Here is a 15,900-nt window from a genome sequence, read left to right as displayed (position 1 = left end):
GTTGAACGAGTGCCACAATGAGCTTTTTTAGGTTGTATTGGTTTAAGGCGAGCAAATTAGTTTCAAGCATGTTGTTATCATTCAGTGGCACTCGCCACTCAGCTTTGCGTCAAGCGACAAAGAATTAAAAAATGACTATCGACAGTGAATTTAAAGGGTTTATTGCAAAGCAAATCAACAAAAAATTTTGTCGGTGCTTTTGGCCCTTTGAAGAGTGCAAAAAAGAAGCAATCCGTGCACATTCGATTCAAAATAGCAGGGTATTACAGGCTATTGAACAAAATGGCCATGTGGTAATGCTACAGCCTAAAATCAATTTTGATGAAGGCCCAAAGGCAGAATTTAAAGATGTAGGGAGAAATAAGGCTACTACTTTTACTGGCTTATGCGGGGAGCACGACAATCAACTTTTCAAGCCAATCGACGACAGTGAAATTAAATAATTGCAGCATATCAATTTCATTTATATAAAATTAAATTCGACCAAATATTTTTAATGAAGTCATGGGGCAATATAGTTCATTATCTTTTTGAAATTAATATTGAGAGCCCCACCTTGGCAGTTAGCTCAGTATTTTCAACTGACATGTTTTCAACAAAAACTAATGGATTGGCGTATATAATCTTAAATGTCTTCCCTCTTAATCAAAAAACTCGAGTTATTTTTTCGTGCTTAAAAACCCACAGAAATGAAATTGTAAAATACTTAAAGAAAAACAATTTTTTTGATTTAAAAATGTTACCAAATTCCCTGTCAAAGTTAATCCTCAAGAAATGTGAAAACTTTGTCATGGCATCAAGCGTATTTGATACATTTAGTCAAAAACAGATTGAAATAATTGAAAAATTCTTCCTTTTTAGCGTTATTGATCCTGATCTAAACATTAACGATCCACGCTTATACCTATTCGGCCGTGTAGAATGACGTCGCTTAACCAAACGTTGAAAAATCGATCGGGATCAAATCTTGCTATTTGCTGTTTTATAATAAAGGGGTGATCGAACAAACAGCCATTGGATTTCATTAAGCAATGCTAACTTTCAGGCGTTTTCCCAAAGCAACTGCAATACGTTTTAAGAAGAAGGGGTAATGGCCGCCCAATAAGCCCTCTTTATGTACGGTAATTTTAGAGGAAGAGAATCGTGAAGCTCCTCCCAATCTGAAAGCAGAAAAATAAAAAAAGGAGATTTGTTATGACGGGGAGAAGGTTATCATTGTTATTTATGTTTTTTAGCATGGCAATAATTCTGACGGGTATGTCGGGCCAGTCGGAAGCAGGGAAAGACAGATTTGTTGGTACATACTTTACGATAGGTGATGAAGACGGAATACCTACCCCAGTGATTGTTCAAATCGGGAAAGATGGTACGTATACTACGGTGTCTGGAATACAGAATACTACGTTAGCCGGAGTTGTATTTACTAACGATGTAGGCACATGGAAAAAAACTGGTAAAAATGAGATTTTAGCGAAAACATTCTCTATATCAGTTTTACCTCCAACGGAATCATCCCCCGGAGAAGTGGTGAGTAACTGTATCGCCGATCATCTAATAACATTTTCTAACAATTTTCAAGAAATCAATTTAACGGTATCCGGCAAGTGTTACGTCCCTGATGTGAACGTGGCAGATCCAGGCGATGCGCCAGTTATCAAAGAGTTTCGTGGCAGCTTTCAAGGCAAACGCCTTACTGTCCCTTAATGGAAAACAATTTGCTGTATTCCCCGCATTGAAAGGTGTCTTGAAAGCCATCTCCTACCGTCAAGCCAGGGGTCTTATCTGCTGGATATGTTCATCAAGATACCTCATGAACTAAAAGAGACCCGCGCCCTGCTATCATACTGTGAATATTTCACTTCTTGGGTATTCGCTGCCCGGCAATCTTGGCTGCTATGAACAAAAGCTTTAAACAGGCAATCCGTATGGTATTGTCAAACACTTCTCTTGCTGCACATTTTGGCTTCGCTTTACTTCCTTCTTGTCGCTCCGGCTCCAACTGGCTATGTCCCGCAAGCATCTTAAACGACTTCCAGATATTGTAGGAAAGCATTACGATTTGAAAGTAGGCATGGTTATCGATCACTTCCCTGTTATAATGAGGTAATCCTCATGATTTCATCCTTTTCTATCGTGTATTTGTGTAAGATTCAGGTTATAAATTATTGTGTGATGGAGAATTTTTTCGTAATTTCATGATCATACACCTATGAAAGTTTTTGAAAAAGAAGGTCATATAGTGATATGGGACGATGCGTTAGAGTCTCTTCGCAGTACGTTCCTGACGGCTCTATCAATCTTATATTTGCATATCCCCCTTACAACACTGGGAAGAACTTCAAAGGAAGAAAGGATCGTCGGAATCAGATTAAGATTTAAATTAGGAGTGTAGGGAGTTTTTGGTGGTGCTATGAAGAACTGAAAAGCTGCCGGTGATTGCAGGTAACTACTGAATTTATTTCAGCATCAGGCCTTATATATAGCAATGCCCACTTGACGAAATTTTATCATTGGTTTTTATTTTACCCGCTCTAATTTTGCATATGCCAGCATGAGATGCTTTGTCCCACCAACATTAAAACTCACCTTGACGCTTGCCTTTTCATTGCTGCCAGAGACTTCCAGTATCCTTCCAATGCCAAAAAGGGGGTGTCTGACCACTTCTCCACTTGAAAACGAAAAGGGATTTTCTCCGGCGGCAATACTTGCAGAATCAGTGGCATCACTATAGAAATCAAAATTGGAAGGTGTTTGAAAAGATGTCTGCGCCCTGTTGTTCATTGATTGTGGCAGGTTTTTTGCGCGATACGTGTTATAAGAATAATCACGATTTGTTCTGTCGATTTTATCTAAAATTTCATCTGGTATCTCATCCAAAAACCTGGATGGTCTGCAGAGGTCCATCTGCCCGTACCGCATCCTGCGTTTGGCATGGGTAAGGAAGAGTTCCTTCATTGCCCGTGTGATGCCCACGTAACAAAGCCTTCTTTCCTCTTCGATCTCTTCGTCCGAGTCGTTTGATTCTGAGTGGGGCAATAACCCATCTTCCATGCCAGTAAGAAAGACAACGGGGAATTCCAATCCCTTGGCCGTGTGGAGTGTCATGAGGGTTACAGCTTCAGCAGTATCTTCCAATTCATCCACGGCAGAGACAAGCGCCACTTCCTCTAAAAATCCCTGTAAGGTACCCTCTCCATAGTTTATGTCATATTCATGAGCAGCATTGACCAATTCTTCCACGTTGGCAACGCGATCATTCGATTCCATTTCTCCGGATTCCCGGAGAAATGCGAAATAGTTTGTTTTTTCAATTACTTGTTTGATAGTGTTTTCTACAGGCGATCTTGGCAATTGCTGTAAATTCAAGATGAGTTCAGAAAACCTTTTTATTGACAAGGCTGATTTGCCGGTAATTTCGGATATTAAGTCAACCTGTTGTATGGCATCAAAAAGAGTTGTGCCATGTGCAGTTGCCCAGCCTTCCAGTTTTTTAACGGTGGTATTTCCTATACCCCGTGTGGGGGTATTGATGGCACGTTCCAGCGCAACTTCGTCATGCGGATTGACACACAATCTCAAATAGGAGAGGATATCTTTTATTTCCTTCCTTTGATAAAATTCAACACCCCCAACAATGGTGTAAGGAATTCCGGCATTTCTTAAAGAGATTTCCAGCACACGAGATTGAGCATTGGTACGGTAAAATAATGCAATATCAGAATATTGAGTACCCTGGACGTTCAGTCCTTTGATTAACCTTGCGATTTCATCTGCTTCACCGTGCTCATTTTCACAGGAAACAACCCTGATCTTTTCTCCCAGGACATTTTCCGTCCACAGGCTCTTCTGTTTTCGGTATTTGTTTTGTTGAATTATGCTGGAAGCTGCATGGAGGATATGTTTTGTAGAACGGTAGTTTTGTTCCAACAGCACTACCCTGGCATCAGGATAATCCTTCTCAAAATCCATAATGTTTCGGATATCCGCCCCTCGCCAGCCATAGATAGACTGATCCGGATCCCCCGTCACACAGATGTTTCTGTATCTGTTTGCCAGGAGTCGTGTAATGGTATACTGGGAGTAATTGGTGTCCTGATATTCATCGATGAGGATAAACCTGAATTTGTCCTGATACATCTCTAAAATATCGGGATGTGTCTTAAATAGTTCTATGGTTTTTATCAGGAGATCATCAAAATCCAGGGCATTGTTGGCTTTCAGAAGGGCCTGGTATTTTTTATAAATCTGGGCAACGTTGCGATTATAATAGCCTGAAGTAGTTGTGGCAAAGGTTTCGGGGTCAATGAGTTTATTTTTGGCATTGCTAATGGAGCTTACAATAGTGCGAGGTTTCCACTGTGCGGTATCTAGCTGAAGCTCGGCCATAATGGACTTCACCCGGCTCAGTTGATCGGTTGTGTCATAAATGCTAAAGTCCCTTGAATATCCAAGCCGGTCGATGTTGCTTCTCAGGATCCGTGAACACATTTTATGAAATGTGGAGACCCAGAGTCCTTTGTGTGTTGAAAATTGTTTTACCCGTTCACACATTTCGTCCGAAGCCTTGTTGGTAAAGGTAATGGCGAGAATGTTGTAAGGCTTTACGCCCTGCGACATCAGATAACCGATGCGGCGTGTAATTACACGTGTTTTTCCGCTGCCGGCGCCTGCTACCACTAAAAGAGGGCCTTCGATGTGGGTAATAGCTTCGCGTTGCTTGTCTGTAACGTCCTGTAATAACGACATAATATTATTGACATTCCTTTGTTAAAAACTAATTCTACTACCAGCATGTCGCTCCTAGGGAGCTTTATTTGATTCATTACATTCCATTTCTACAAACAGGTCGTTCCTACGGAACTTTTACAAAAGAATTATCCTTTCAGCTCCGTCAGGAGTATACTGTTTGTAGTAAATAGATTATATCTCGCACGGATAATTAGCTCCTTAGGAGCGGTCTATTTATTCTCTCGGAGAATTCCGTGAAATCCGTGGTGAACTATTTCCTCATTTCTTTGCAATCAGGCTCGCAATGGCCTTTTTGTTGTTTAAAACCAGTTCCCGGTAATAAATAATTTTCAGATCTTTGAAAAGGTCTAAAAGTTCATTCGGTTTTAATAAATAATCCTTGTTTTTAGGTCCTTCGAACCCGCGTTCACGGTTTTCTATGGTATAGGTCTCGTAAATAATCATCCCTCCCGGTTTTAACGCCTCTTTCATCTGAGGAATAAGGTCGCGTTGCAGATAATAAAAACATGCTATCACATCGTAGGTATCTTTGGGCAGTTTGGAAGTCTCTAAATCAGCAACGAAGGCATGGATCGCAACATTATGTTCCTTTGCCAGTTCTTTTGCTTTTTTAACAGCTATTTCTGAGATATCACAACCATCCACCGCAAACCCGTTTTCTGCCAGGAACACGGCATTACGTCCCTCACCCATGGCAATATCCAGAGCCTTTCCCCTGGGCAGTATATCAATATGTTCCTTCAGGAATTCAACCGGTTCTTTACCAAAGATATAGGCCTCCGTTTCGTATTTCTTATCCCAAAACTGTTTATCCTGATTATTTGCAAACAACGATGGTAAAATGCTACTGATAAGAATGCAGAAAACTGTTATTATATACAAAAAAACAGGGGAAGAAGGAATAGATTTTTTCATAATTATTTTCATTTTACGAAGTCTTTCGATAAATAGCCTTTGCACCAATATCTCTCCGATAATGCGCTCCCTCGAAAGATAATTTTTGAATTGCACCGTAAACGGCCTTCTGCGCCTCTGGTGCATTTTTCCCCAATGCGGTGACCGCCAGCACCCGCCCGCCATTAGTTACAACTTTGCCATCTTTCATGGAGGTCCCGGCATGAAAGACCTGGATATTATCCAGTCCTCTTATGGTTTCCAGTCCTGAAATGGGAAACCCCTTTTCATATTTATCGGGATAGCCCTTGGAGGCCATAACTACGCATAGGGAGGCGCCGTTATCCCATTCAATTTCAGTATCCTCTAAAGTATTCTTTCCTGTTGATAAAAGGAGTGGAACCAAATCACTCTTCATTCTCATGAGAAGTACCTGAGTCTCCGGATCACCAAATCGGGCATTAAATTCAAGCACTTTTGGGCCGGTGCTTGTGATTATCAATCCTGCATAAATGACGCCACTATAAGGTCGGTTTTCTCTCTTCATGGCATGAATGATGGGCACCAAGATATTTTCCTCTATGGAAAGCTGCATATCTTCTGTAATCGATGGCACAGGTGTGTATGCTCCCATACCGCCGGTATTGGGTCCCTTGTCGCCATCATAAATGGCTTTGTGATCTTGCACAGATGGAAGGGGTAAAATGGTATTTCCATCGGTAATTGCAAGCATGGAGACCTCTTCTCCTGAAAGAAACTCTTCGATGACGACCTTGTCACCCGCGCGTCCAAAGATTTTTTCCTTCATGATATCATCTATGTGTTTGCTGGCCTCTTCCAATGTCTTACAGATAAACACACCTTTTCCCTTAGCCAAACCATCGGCTTTAATAACCAAAGGGAATTCGCACGTCGACAGATGTTTTTTTGCCTGTTTTACATCTTCAAAGACCTTAAAATCTGCGGTAGGGATGCCGTGTTTTCTCATAAGTGTTTTTGCAAAGACCTTGCTTCCCTCAAGGAACGATGCCCTTTTGGTGGGTCCGAATATATTCAGATGTTCGTCCCTGAATCTGTCAACGATGCCGGCCATCAAGGTATCTTCCGGACCAACAACGGTCAGATCTATTTTTTGTTTTACGGCAAAATTGTAAAGACCATCAATATTTTCTGCCTCAATATCGATGCATTCAGCAACTTCTGCAATTCCTGGATTTCCCGGTGCGCAGAAAATTTGTTTTACCAGTGGTGATTGTGCAATTTTCCATGCAAGTGCGTGTTCTCGTCCTCCGCTTCCAATAATCAATATTTTCATTTGGTTTTCTGCCTTAATTTTTGAGGAATGGTTAAATAGGAATATCCCGTTCTCTTTTTTTGTGATTTGAAGAAACACGACTATTGTAACAGAACAGACGGGAAAAAAGGAAAGTTTTTTTATCCTTGACAGTTCAGTGCAGACTGATATACTGATAAAAGATTACTTATCGATATGCGGAATATACAGGCAGGTAAATATTTGCACAATAACGCGGGGTAGAGCAGTCTGGTAGCTCGTCGGGCTCATAACCCGGAGGCCGTGGGTTCAAATCCCACCCCCGCTACCAATAAAATCAAGGGTTTGCGGTTATGCCGTAGCCCGCTCTTCATGTGATTGTGCTAAATTTGTGCTAATTTTCTCCGTTGCCCTGCCCAACACTGCTATTCCGCTTCGTAAACTTTCTGCATGGTGATGTGCATATCGCAGGACCATCTGTATGCTCTTCCATCTGCCAAGCCTCTGAACGGTATAAACATCAATCCCACACTGAATGAGCCTTGTTGCAAAGGTATGCCTTAAATTATGGAACCTGAACTTTTCAATGCCCGCCTTTTTACTCAGGGCACGAAAAGACCTCGGCAGGTTGTCCGGATCGAACCTGTTCCCGCTTTTCTAGTAGGGTTAGAATCGATCCATTCCCATTCCTTATATTTATTTAGTTCATTTTTTTTGCAAACAGGAACTCTCTGCAAGCAATTAATATGTTTGATTTAATTGATGTGTCGTTTATTATTCCGGAACTTGTAAAACAAGGACTGGATAGTGGTGTGTACGAAAGAGTAGGCGGGGTAATAAGAGAAACTGCCAGCAAGAATGTAGTTCATTGGTTAAGAGAAGGAAAAACTATAACAAAAGGACATAAAATAATTGTCACATTGTCGTCGCTTGGAAGGGCAACGCTTGCCGCTGCTGACTTTGCATACATGTATGCAAATTTTGAAAAATATAAAAAAGCAGTTCGAAGATATAAACACAAAGTTGGATGCCCAGAATTAATCTCTGGAATGGCGAGTATTTACGGGCGCGCCAGGACATATGGGATTTGCAACTATTTATAAGCGATGCATATAAAACTTATAGAGACTACACCAAGTGGCGGATAGATTCAAGGAATGCGTTGATTCCTAAAAAACTTGGTCCTGGGGGGGGAACTTCCATATAAGGAAACAGATATACTGTCAAATTTTGCAATTTATCTAAATGGTTACCTGTTAGAAATTAGTGAATTACAAAAAACCGGGAAATCGTTAAGAAGTATTAAAGAATTACCAGGGGAAGGAGGTATTTAAAAAATGCTACCAATTATTGCTGGCATTGCTAGTTTCGTTGTTGGTTTTCTTGGAGGAAGAAAAATTGTTGAAGGTACCGATAAAATGGAAAAAGATTTTAAAAAATCAAACTTGAATCTTTCGGACGATGAAATTGACAGGATGTTTTTAAATGAAGATGTGTAAACTGCCACAATCCTTGCTTTGCTCAGGGAAGGGAACTTCTCGGCGGGAAAATTAAAACTAAAAAACCGAGGAGAATCAATCACATGGCTAAATTTAAGCCGTTCCATGAATTTCAGAAACCCCTGATAGGAATTATCCCAGAATTGCCTTGGCAACTATTTGTTCAATGGAAGTGACTGTTAAAGGCCAAAATGCGCATTGCCAGAAGATACCACGCCCACGACAACAATCACGTGAATTATTAGAGGCATTGCAGATAAAGCTGCCGGAGGCATTGCCATGCCGGAAGATACGAGTAGTCACGAGAAAAAAACTTCCTGTTCGCCGTAAAAGCCAATAAATATAAGGCTTTTACGACCTTTTTATTTTTCACCTTGGAGTGAACATCCGATTCAACTGACTAAGCGTGCTTTTCACGATCTTTTGCACATTCAGTGACTGTGCCCTTGATGAGGCCAACGGTATGGGGAATGACAGGGAGGACAACGGCCAGGTTTTCTGCAACACCTTTTGGGCTGCCAGGAAGGTTGATGATGAGTGTTTGTTTGTAAATTCCGGCGATAGCCCTTGAGCCCATAGCCCTGGAGGTATGTTTGAGCCCCTCCATGCGCATGGCCTCTCCAAAACCGGGTAATTCCTTTTCTATAACTGCTCGTGTCGCCTCAGGGGTTACATCCCTGGGACCTACACCTGTTCCGCCCGTGGTAACAATGAGATCGGCTTTTTCGGCGAATTCAAAGAGTTTTTTTGTGATAAGTTCCTTTTCATCAGGGATGACTTCATAGGCCGTGATGGTGGCATCAATGCCCAGAAGCATGTTGCGGATGACCTCTCCGCTCTTATCCTCCCGCTCCCCCCTTGAGCCTTTGTCGCTTAGCGTTAAGATGGCTGCTCGTATCATACCGTGACTTCTGCACCCTTTTCAAGCATCGTAATTTCATCCCCTACTTTAACGGTGCCACCGGTAAGAATTTCGGCAAAGATACCTTCCCTTGGCATAATACAATCGCCTGCTTTATAATAAATAGCGCAACGGTCATGACAGAGCTTGCCGATTTGGGTTACCCGAATAGTGACTTCATCGCCAATTTTAAAAACGGTTCCGATGGGGAGGGATTTTAGTTCAATGCCCTCCGTTACAATATTTTCCCCAAAATCGCCGTCCTTGATGTTTAATCCCTTTTTACGCATGATATCTGCACTTTCTCTGGCCAGCAGGCTGACCTGACGATGCCATTTTCCGGCATGAGCGTCCCCTTCCAGGCCAAAATGCTCGATTAACTTGCACGTACCGACATCCCGTTTTTGGGTGCCCTTTCTTTCGCTTATGCAGACGGCAACAACCTTTCCCATAATAGTCTCCATAAGAGGTTATTTTAAGAATTATCCAGCATTCTTATCCGAACACGGAACGCAAATCTAAGAGAAAAGAGAACGTTTCAAAATTTTATAGTTCAAGGTGAAGTTTAGCATGACGTATTTGTGGTGTCAAGTACGAACCATGTACTGGCCTGGTTATAAATTACTTGTTTTTTTACAACAATATGATTAGAATTAATCGTCTTGTTGTAGATAAACAGTCTGTGTTTGTTGGAGCCAAAGTGCGGTAAAACCACACCAGATTTTCTGTCTTCCGAAATGTTATAGAAAGGTGAAAATTTTCATGACCAGTGAGCATACAGATTTGGCAGTTATCAATCGGGCAAAAGAAGACAATGTAAAACTTGTCCAGCTGCAATTTACTGATATAAACGGAAATATCAAGGCCGTTACGATACCTATGGAGAGATTTCCGGAGTCCATCGAAAAGGGGATCTGGTTTGATGGCTCTTCAATCGAGGGTTTTACAAGAATTTGTGAAAGCGATATGTATCTGAAGCCTGATACGAGCACGTATGCCTTGCTTCCCTGGGAGACAGAAGAGACCACGGCCAGGCTCTTTTGTGACGTCTATATGCCCGATGGTTCTCCTTTCGAAGGAGACCCCCGATATATTTTGAAAAGGGCAATTAAAAATGCACGGGAAATGAACTTTGAATATAATGTGGGACCCGAGTTGGAATTTTTCTTGTTCAAGCCCAAGAGCGATGGCCAGGTGGAACCCACACCACACGACGTGGGGAGTTATTTTGACTTTTCGCCGAGAGACCTTGCAGGAAACGTAAGAAGGGATATTATTTTTACTCTGGAGAAAATGGGCCTTAACGTTGAGATGAGCCACCACGAAGTGGCCCCCGGGCAGCATGAGATTGACTTCAGATATGCCGAGGCATTGAAGACGGCTGAAAATGCCTTGACTTTTAAACAGGTAGTAAAGTCCATTGCGCATCAACACGATTTATATGCCACTTTTATGCCAAAACCCATCTTTGGGATATGTGGCAGCGGGATGCACTGTCATCAGAGTTTTTTCGATATCAGGACACGAAAGAATCTATTTTTCGATGAAAAGGATGAATATAAGCTCAGCAAGGTGGCAAAACAGTTTGTTGCGGGGCAACTTCAGCATGTCCGTGCGATGAGCGCTATTTTATCTCCAACAGTAAATTCCTACAAGAGACTGGTGCCTGGGTATGAGGCGCCGGTGTATATCTGCTGGGGGCAAAAGAATCGCTCTGCCCTGATACGAATTCCAAGATTCTCTCTGGGGAGGGAACAAGCAACGAGGGCAGAGTTGAGATGCCCGGACCCCAGTAATAATCCGTACCTTGCCCTTGCAGTAATGCTGGAAGCAGGGCTTGATGGTATTAGAAGAGGCGTTACGCCTCCTAATCCCGTTGAAGAGAATGTCTACGAGTTTGATAAGGATGAATTGGCATACCGCAATATCGCCACCCTTCCAGGCTCCTTAGGTGAAGCAATCGAGGAATTAAAGAAAAGCAAACTGATGGAAGCTGCATTAGGTTCTCATACTTACCAGGTGTATATCCATGCAAAAGTGGCTGAATGGGATGAATACAGGATACAGGTAACCGAGTGGGAACATAAAAAATATTTCGAGACGACATAACAGAATTAAAATATAATATATTAAAGTTGTACGTTTTTTAAACTTCAGATACCGTATCTTTGAGAACAGCTTATTACATTGAGAACAATAGAGTCTCAGTACAGTGAGAATGAATAAAACTTTAATATATATGAATAGTTTAATTTTGTTAAGGAGGATATTATGGAAGTTGGAAATATTTTTCGTCATCTGCTCGTACATAATGAGGCGTTTGTAAAAAATACAGAAGAGACGAAGTTTCTGGCATATGCCACACACCAGAATCCCTACATTACTCTCCTTACGTGTGCCGATTCCAGGGTTCAGGGTGAAATCCTGGGAAGGGACATCTTTAACAAGGTATTTATTATTCGGAATGCCGGTAACCAGTTTGCTGTAAATAGAGGTTCCATCGAATATTCACTCTTTGTCCTTAATACCCCTGTCATGCTTGTACTAGGGCATACCGATTGTGGGGCAGTAAAATTTGCTACCCATGCCTGTATAACGCAGTCCAAAGAGATTATGAATCTGGCAAAGTCCTTTGATAAGCTGATGAAGACGGATTATTCATTGCTTACTCACGAGATAAAGTCCGAGATGCTTCCTTTAACTATACCCATTGAGCGGGGGATATCTGATTTAAGAAAAATTCAAAATGAAATGAAGGAACTGGCTTATCTGAGTCAAATCAACGTGGACTACCAGATAGAAAAGACATTAAAATATTACGGTGACAGGGTAAAAGAAAATAAATTGACAATTATTGGCGGGGTTTATGACTTTGTTGGTGCGTATTCGAAACAACTGGGCAGAGTTTTGATTACTAATATTAACGGTATCATTAATCCTATAGATCTTCAGAATAATGCAAGAAACATTATAAAGAGAATGCCGAATTATGATGAGAAGAGTGAGGGATATAAGGTTGTTAGCGGATTAATTGACGAAAAGGTAACCCGGATAACGGTATAGAACTTTATGAGTATCATTTGCCCGGTACATAAAAATTACAGCAATATAACCTTTGCGGAAAATGAATGTTCGGATGGGATGTGCTGTTTTACCTGCGTCATCCCGTCGAACAACGGACATCTTGGTTTTTTTAAGTCCCTGTGGAAAAAAGGTACCGGTTATCCTTATGTTAAGTTATTGGTGGCTAGTGAAGGATACAATAACGAATTGTACGATTCTTGTAAGTTTTTGGATTTCACTATTTTTGCGGGTACTACAGATGCCTCTCTGAAGATGGACTTGCGCTGCAGCATTTATAAACATCGTCCCAGGCAATGTATGGGATATCCTGATGAGGCAGGTGAATCATTGTATGAGAAAATGAGCGGCCCGTGTATATTTAATGAATACACTGCAGCCAGTTCATATAAGAAGCTTGTTTACAAGAGGGAGTGGCAAGCCTTTTTTGCAATTAGAGACGATGGGGAAGCGATCCGGAATATATTTGTTAACAATGGTGATGTGTCCGTTGCGAGAGAAAAAATATTAAAAACAAAGGATGTTCGCCTTGTGACGTTATCGGCAGATGGTACGGAAGCATCGGACTATATTTTGATACCTGTACCCAGACAAACGTGCAATATCCTGTATTTGTCGGAAAAGCATCAACCTATTAATACGATAAAGCAGGCGTATCGTAAATGGCAAGAGAAGATACAAAAAAATCTTGAAAATCATTATGGACCGGAGTGGGAAGAGAAACTTAAAAACGCCATAGAAATGGAGGAAAAAGATGCTTGTAAAAGATGTGATGAAAACGCAACTGGTAACCTTGAATGCTGATTCAAAGCTTGGTTTTGCAAACGACATCATGTATTTGGGGAGGATACGGCATTTACCTGTTGTGAAAGGAGAGAATGTGGTTGGCATCTTGACACAAAGAGACCTCTATCGTGCATCATTGACGTCTATCCTTACGAACTGGAAGGAAAATAAGGAATTTCTGGATTCCATCAAGGTTTCAGATGTAATGACGAAAAATGTGATTACCATTGCCCCCGATGCAACAATTGAGGAAGCAGCCCAGATTATGATCGACAAGAAGGTGGGGGGGCTACCCGTGGTAAAAGACAAGAACAAGTTACTTGGTATGATTACTGAGACTGACGTATTGCAATATTTTGTGGATGAGAGCGGAAAGAAGAAATGAGGTTTAAAGTAAAAAGGAGAATCCCATGTGTGATGTTGGTGGTCATATAAGTAGCGACATGATTACGTGGCAATGTGCTTGTTGTGGCGCAGCAATAAAGGATTCAGACAATACAACCGGAGGACTTTGTGATCTCGGAATATGTTTATCCTGCCGTAATGCCCCTGAAGATTGGATAGAATTTGTTCAGGAAGAATGGGAAGAGGGTATCTGCATGGATTGCTTATCGCCATGTGCTCTCAAGCGATGACATTTGCTAACATAGGGATGTATACAAAAGACTCAATCAGCGACAAAAGAGTGATTTCAAAACAATAGCTATTACCGTCGGCGCTTAATGCGGACGATAACTATGCTGGTGTATCCAGCAGTGTTGATAACAAGATTCAAACTGATGACGGAAAAGGAAATTACATAAAACACACCTCAGCCGGCAGCAATCAATCCGGAAATGCCTCCTGGAATGTAACATGGACTGTGCCCCTCTTCTGAAGTTCCATGCCCAATTGCTTTCTATACAGCGGGAAATGAGGCGAACGGAAACTTTACAAATAAGGGTGATTATATTTACACAACGACGAGAGATATAAGTCAGGTTGTACCAACGCCAACGCCGTCTGCTTCTTTGGATGAGAAGGACTCGGGAGGGAGAAAAGTGCTGGAATAGTGGTAACCCTGATACCTGCTGAAGGCTGTCGTCCACCAGAAGAAGGTGAGATAATTACAGCAAAGGTAAAGGTTGTAAGGTAACAGCATTAGCAGTTGGAGAATTTTTTAAAAGCAGGGGGGCCGCGTCCAAAGGCGAGGTATCCTTTCTTTTTTAGTTGATAGGAGACCAGCGGATGTTAAACTATTGCAATTATTTAGGAATCGGTCTTGATCAGGACGTTCTCGGTATACTGTGAATTTCCGACATGAAATAACCCAGATCCTGTAAGCAGATAAGGTTAATTGATTTTAATAATTTAATATAGGTTTATCGCAGGAATAGTTGTTGATGACAAAATTCGTGACTATTGTATTGTGCATGTTCGCGGGTTTCTCCATCATTGTGAATGGGGATACAATAACGTTAAAGAATGATGGTAAGGATGTCGATCTCAGGGTAACAGATGTTAAGGAGGAACATATCAGTGCCATAATAGTAAAAAAAGATCTAAAATTTTTGCAGATGCAGTTTCTGGATACCAAAAATTACCCTGATGTAATTTCTCTTAATGGCACGGATATGGCCATAGAATGCAAGATCAAAGAGATTACAGAAGATGCCATCCAGGTACTCATCCCCACCTCTGTGATTTCTTCGCTTAAGATGTCTTTGTTGCCTGGGGAGAAGCAGGTAAAGGCGGTTCCCGATGAGGTCGAAAGCAAACCAAAGGCAATGGATGTGGATGTGAAAAAAGAAAAAAGGAACAAACCGACGGGCGGATTTCTGTCTCTACAGTGGAAAATAGCGGGGAAAGTAGGATTGCAGATGAGATAAGGACGTCTCCTGCCGAAAAGGCAATCGGGGGAAAATACTATCGGCTAAAGACTAAAAAGAAGAAAGTGGAAAGGGCGTCGGTGGAAAGCGGTCTGCCGAAGATGGAAGTAGAAAGTGTGACAACGGGTGTAGATGAAGATGAGTCTGTTGCAGAGGAAAAAATACATGGACCCGATACCGAAACGTCTGAACTGAAACAAAAACCGACAAGTGAATCATTGAATAAGGGAAGTGCAGATACTGTTGAAGAAGGTCTGGAGAAAGAAAAACCTGTTGTTCAGGACCCAAATCTTGGCAAGGTTGAAGGGAGAATATTGCACAGTGGAAAACCTCTTCCAGATTGTCAGGTAAAGTTGCAAATGTTAGAAAAGGGAGGGGTGTTAACCAAAGGGTACCGCCCCGTGGAAGGGGCCATTGAACTTGAGGCTATAACAGATAATGATGGTGTATATCATTTTATGAATGTGTCGCCTGGACTGTACAAGCTGTATTGGAAACATCCGTCAGAGGCTACGTGGGTCAGGCGGTTCAAGATGGAGCCAGATGTGATAGTGGAATCCGGCAGGCTTACAAATCCTAAAGAGATTGAAACGTTGAAGAGGACATTAAATTAATGTGAATTGATGGCTTTGGATTTTATCGCAAAGGGAAAATAAAGATATTTTAGTGAATATAAATAATTTTGGAATACTTTATTGAAACCATTGTTGCATTGTTGAAATTAGGTCTTAACTGCTAAAATTGGAGAGTACTTTTTTTATCCAGTGATATCAAAAACTAACAATTTGAAATTTAATTAGTTATGTAATTTTTTTGTTTTTTCTTGTTTTTTTCCAAAAAGGAATAAAT

The 15,900-nt window shown here is 41.4% G+C and carries 19 protein-coding genes, 1 tRNA gene and 1 pseudogene; 13 read left to right on the top strand and 8 right to left on the bottom strand.

Annotated features, from left to right (window positions below):
• Positions 1-131: 131 nt before the first annotated feature.
• The 3 genes from BROSI_RS04720 (at position 132) to BROSI_RS04710 (ending at position 1,704) form a co-directional block, all read left to right on the top strand.
• On the top strand, positions 132-443 hold the full coding sequence (locus BROSI_RS04720; protein ID WP_052562619.1) for a hypothetical protein: 312 nt from the start codon (positions 132-134) through the stop codon (positions 441-443).
• Positions 444-556: 113 nt separating this feature from the next.
• Positions 557-925: a hypothetical protein gene (locus tag BROSI_RS04715; RefSeq protein ID WP_157842388.1), complete on the top strand. Its 369-nt coding sequence runs from the start codon at positions 557-559 to the stop codon at positions 923-925.
• A gap of 269 nt (positions 926-1,194) precedes the next feature.
• A complete protein-coding gene (locus BROSI_RS04710; protein WP_052562617.1) occupies positions 1,195-1,704 on the top strand; it encodes a hypothetical protein in 510 nt (169 codons plus the stop codon).
• A gap of 151 nt (positions 1,705-1,855) precedes the next feature.
• On the opposite strand, the gene BROSI_RS04705 is transcribed toward BROSI_RS04710, so the two are convergent.
• The 4 genes from BROSI_RS04705 to purD all read right to left on the bottom strand — a co-directional run bounded on the left by BROSI_RS04705 (position 1,856) and on the right by purD (position 6,958).
• A complete protein-coding gene (locus BROSI_RS04705; protein ID WP_052562616.1) occupies positions 1,856-2,086 on the bottom strand; it encodes a hypothetical protein in 231 nt (76 codons plus the stop codon).
• A 431-nt stretch (positions 2,087-2,517) separates the two neighbouring features.
• Positions 2,518-4,746: an ATP-dependent helicase gene (locus BROSI_RS04695; RefSeq protein ID WP_052562614.1), complete on the bottom strand. Its 2,229-nt coding sequence runs from the start codon at positions 4,744-4,746 to the stop codon at positions 2,518-2,520.
• A 261-nt stretch (positions 4,747-5,007) separates the two neighbouring features.
• Positions 5,008-5,664, bottom strand: a complete 657-nt coding sequence (locus BROSI_RS04690; protein ID WP_052565645.1) for a class I SAM-dependent methyltransferase — start codon at positions 5,662-5,664, stop codon at positions 5,008-5,010.
• Between the two features lie 13 nt (positions 5,665-5,677).
• Positions 5,678-6,958, bottom strand: a complete 1,281-nt coding sequence (gene purD / locus BROSI_RS04685) for a phosphoribosylamine--glycine ligase (RefSeq protein WP_052562613.1) — start codon at positions 6,956-6,958, stop codon at positions 5,678-5,680.
• Between the two features lie 212 nt (positions 6,959-7,170).
• On the opposite strand from purD, the gene BROSI_RS04680 reads away from it, so the two are divergent.
• Positions 7,171-7,247: transfer RNA gene (locus BROSI_RS04680), tRNA-Met, on the top strand.
• Positions 7,248-7,267: 20 nt separating this feature from the next.
• Here the strand turns inward: BROSI_RS04680 and BROSI_RS20980 are convergent.
• A pseudogene (locus BROSI_RS20980) lies at positions 7,268-7,555 on the bottom strand (tyrosine-type recombinase/integrase); the annotation flags it as partial.
• 107 nt (positions 7,556-7,662) lie between these two features.
• Here BROSI_RS20980 and BROSI_RS04675 point away from each other — a divergent pair.
• Both BROSI_RS04675 and BROSI_RS19705 read left to right on the top strand, forming a co-directional pair.
• Positions 7,663-8,019, top strand: a complete 357-nt coding sequence (locus BROSI_RS04675) for a hypothetical protein (protein ID WP_052562612.1) — start codon at positions 7,663-7,665, stop codon at positions 8,017-8,019.
• Between the two features lie 234 nt (positions 8,020-8,253).
• Positions 8,254-8,415, top strand: coding sequence for a hypothetical protein (locus BROSI_RS19705; protein WP_157842386.1), 162 nt, complete (start codon positions 8,254-8,256; stop codon positions 8,413-8,415).
• Positions 8,416-8,547: 132 nt separating this feature from the next.
• On the opposite strand, the gene BROSI_RS19700 is transcribed toward BROSI_RS19705, so the two are convergent.
• The 3 genes from BROSI_RS19700 to BROSI_RS04665 all read right to left on the bottom strand — a co-directional run bounded on the left by BROSI_RS19700 (position 8,548) and on the right by BROSI_RS04665 (position 9,768).
• Positions 8,548-8,718: a hypothetical protein gene (locus BROSI_RS19700; RefSeq protein ID WP_157842385.1), complete on the bottom strand. Its 171-nt coding sequence runs from the start codon at positions 8,716-8,718 to the stop codon at positions 8,548-8,550.
• A 97-nt stretch (positions 8,719-8,815) separates the two neighbouring features.
• Entirely contained in the window at positions 8,816-9,316 is a 501-nt protein-coding gene (locus tag BROSI_RS04670; protein ID WP_052562611.1) for a MogA/MoaB family molybdenum cofactor biosynthesis protein, read from the bottom strand.
• On the bottom strand, positions 9,313-9,768 hold the full coding sequence (locus tag BROSI_RS04665) for an MOSC domain-containing protein (RefSeq protein ID WP_052562610.1): 456 nt from the start codon (positions 9,766-9,768) through the stop codon (positions 9,313-9,315). Before BROSI_RS04665 ends, BROSI_RS04670 begins: the two co-directional genes overlap by 4 nt.
• Before the next feature lie 310 nt (positions 9,769-10,078).
• Here BROSI_RS04665 and glnA point away from each other — a divergent pair, with 310 nt between their 5' ends.
• From glnA to BROSI_RS04630, 7 genes are all read left to right on the top strand, one after another.
• Positions 10,079-11,425, top strand: a complete 1,347-nt coding sequence (glnA, locus tag BROSI_RS04660) for a type I glutamate--ammonia ligase (protein ID WP_052562609.1) — start codon at positions 10,079-10,081, stop codon at positions 11,423-11,425.
• A gap of 162 nt (positions 11,426-11,587) precedes the next feature.
• The gene (locus BROSI_RS04655) at positions 11,588-12,379 is read left to right on the top strand and encodes a carbonic anhydrase (protein WP_052562608.1); all 792 of its coding nucleotides are present in this window, start codon (positions 11,588-11,590) and stop codon (positions 12,377-12,379) included.
• A gap of 6 nt (positions 12,380-12,385) precedes the next feature.
• Positions 12,386-13,201, top strand: a complete 816-nt coding sequence (locus tag BROSI_RS04650) for a hypothetical protein (protein WP_052562607.1) — start codon at positions 12,386-12,388, stop codon at positions 13,199-13,201.
• The gene (locus BROSI_RS04645) at positions 13,152-13,568 is read left to right on the top strand and encodes a CBS domain-containing protein (protein WP_052562606.1); all 417 of its coding nucleotides are present in this window, start codon (positions 13,152-13,154) and stop codon (positions 13,566-13,568) included. Before BROSI_RS04650 ends, BROSI_RS04645 begins: the two co-directional genes overlap by 50 nt.
• 25 nt (positions 13,569-13,593) lie before the next feature.
• On the top strand, positions 13,594-13,818 hold the full coding sequence (locus BROSI_RS04640) for a hypothetical protein (protein ID WP_052562605.1): 225 nt from the start codon (positions 13,594-13,596) through the stop codon (positions 13,816-13,818).
• 747 nt (positions 13,819-14,565) lie between these two features.
• Entirely contained in the window at positions 14,566-15,051 is a 486-nt protein-coding gene (locus BROSI_RS04635; RefSeq protein ID WP_052562604.1) for a hypothetical protein, read from the top strand.
• Positions 15,012-15,665, top strand: coding sequence for a carboxypeptidase-like regulatory domain-containing protein (locus BROSI_RS04630; protein ID WP_052562603.1), 654 nt, complete (start codon positions 15,012-15,014; stop codon positions 15,663-15,665). Before BROSI_RS04635 ends, BROSI_RS04630 begins: the two co-directional genes overlap by 40 nt.
• Positions 15,666-15,900: the final 235 nt, after the last annotated feature.

Origin of the sequence: Candidatus Brocadia sinica JPN1, from assembly GCF_000949635.1 — a bacterium.
GTDB lineage: Bacteria > Planctomycetota > Brocadiia > Brocadiales > Brocadiaceae > Brocadia > Brocadia sinica.
The sequence above is the reverse complement of the archived record's forward strand: the minus strand, read 5'-3'. Positions and strand labels throughout refer to the sequence as shown.

Excerpts from the sequence above, each read along its gene's own strand:
- BROSI_RS04720 (WP_052562619.1), top strand. The coding sequence starts at position 132 with ATGACTATCGACAGTGAATTTAAAGGGTTTATTGCAAAGCAAATCAAC.
- BROSI_RS04710 (WP_052562617.1), top strand. The coding sequence starts at position 1,195 with ATGACGGGGAGAAGGTTATCATTGTTATTTATGTTTTTTAGCATGGCA.
- BROSI_RS04695 (WP_052562614.1), bottom strand. The coding sequence starts at position 4,746 with ATGTCGTTATTACAGGACGTTACAGACAAGCAACGCGAAGCTATTACC.
- BROSI_RS04690 (WP_052565645.1), bottom strand. The coding sequence starts at position 5,664 with ATGAAAAAATCTATTCCTTCTTCCCCTGTTTTTTTGTATATAATAACA.
- purD (WP_052562613.1), bottom strand. The coding sequence starts at position 6,958 with ATGAAAATATTGATTATTGGAAGCGGAGGACGAGAACACGCACTTGCA.
- BROSI_RS04675 (WP_052562612.1), top strand. The coding sequence starts at position 7,663 with ATGTTTGATTTAATTGATGTGTCGTTTATTATTCCGGAACTTGTAAAA.
- BROSI_RS19705 (WP_157842386.1), top strand. The coding sequence starts at position 8,254 with ATGCTACCAATTATTGCTGGCATTGCTAGTTTCGTTGTTGGTTTTCTT.
- BROSI_RS04670 (WP_052562611.1), bottom strand. The coding sequence starts at position 9,316 with ATGATACGAGCAGCCATCTTAACGCTAAGCGACAAAGGCTCAAGGGGG.
- BROSI_RS04665 (WP_052562610.1), bottom strand. The coding sequence starts at position 9,768 with ATGGGAAAGGTTGTTGCCGTCTGCATAAGCGAAAGAAAGGGCACCCAA.
- glnA (WP_052562609.1), top strand. The coding sequence starts at position 10,079 with ATGACCAGTGAGCATACAGATTTGGCAGTTATCAATCGGGCAAAAGAA.
- BROSI_RS04655 (WP_052562608.1), top strand. The coding sequence starts at position 11,588 with ATGGAAGTTGGAAATATTTTTCGTCATCTGCTCGTACATAATGAGGCG.
- BROSI_RS04650 (WP_052562607.1), top strand. The coding sequence starts at position 12,386 with ATGAGTATCATTTGCCCGGTACATAAAAATTACAGCAATATAACCTTT.
- BROSI_RS04645 (WP_052562606.1), top strand. The coding sequence starts at position 13,152 with ATGCTTGTAAAAGATGTGATGAAAACGCAACTGGTAACCTTGAATGCT.
- BROSI_RS04640 (WP_052562605.1), top strand. The coding sequence starts at position 13,594 with ATGTGTGATGTTGGTGGTCATATAAGTAGCGACATGATTACGTGGCAA.
- BROSI_RS04635 (WP_052562604.1), top strand. The coding sequence starts at position 14,566 with ATGACAAAATTCGTGACTATTGTATTGTGCATGTTCGCGGGTTTCTCC.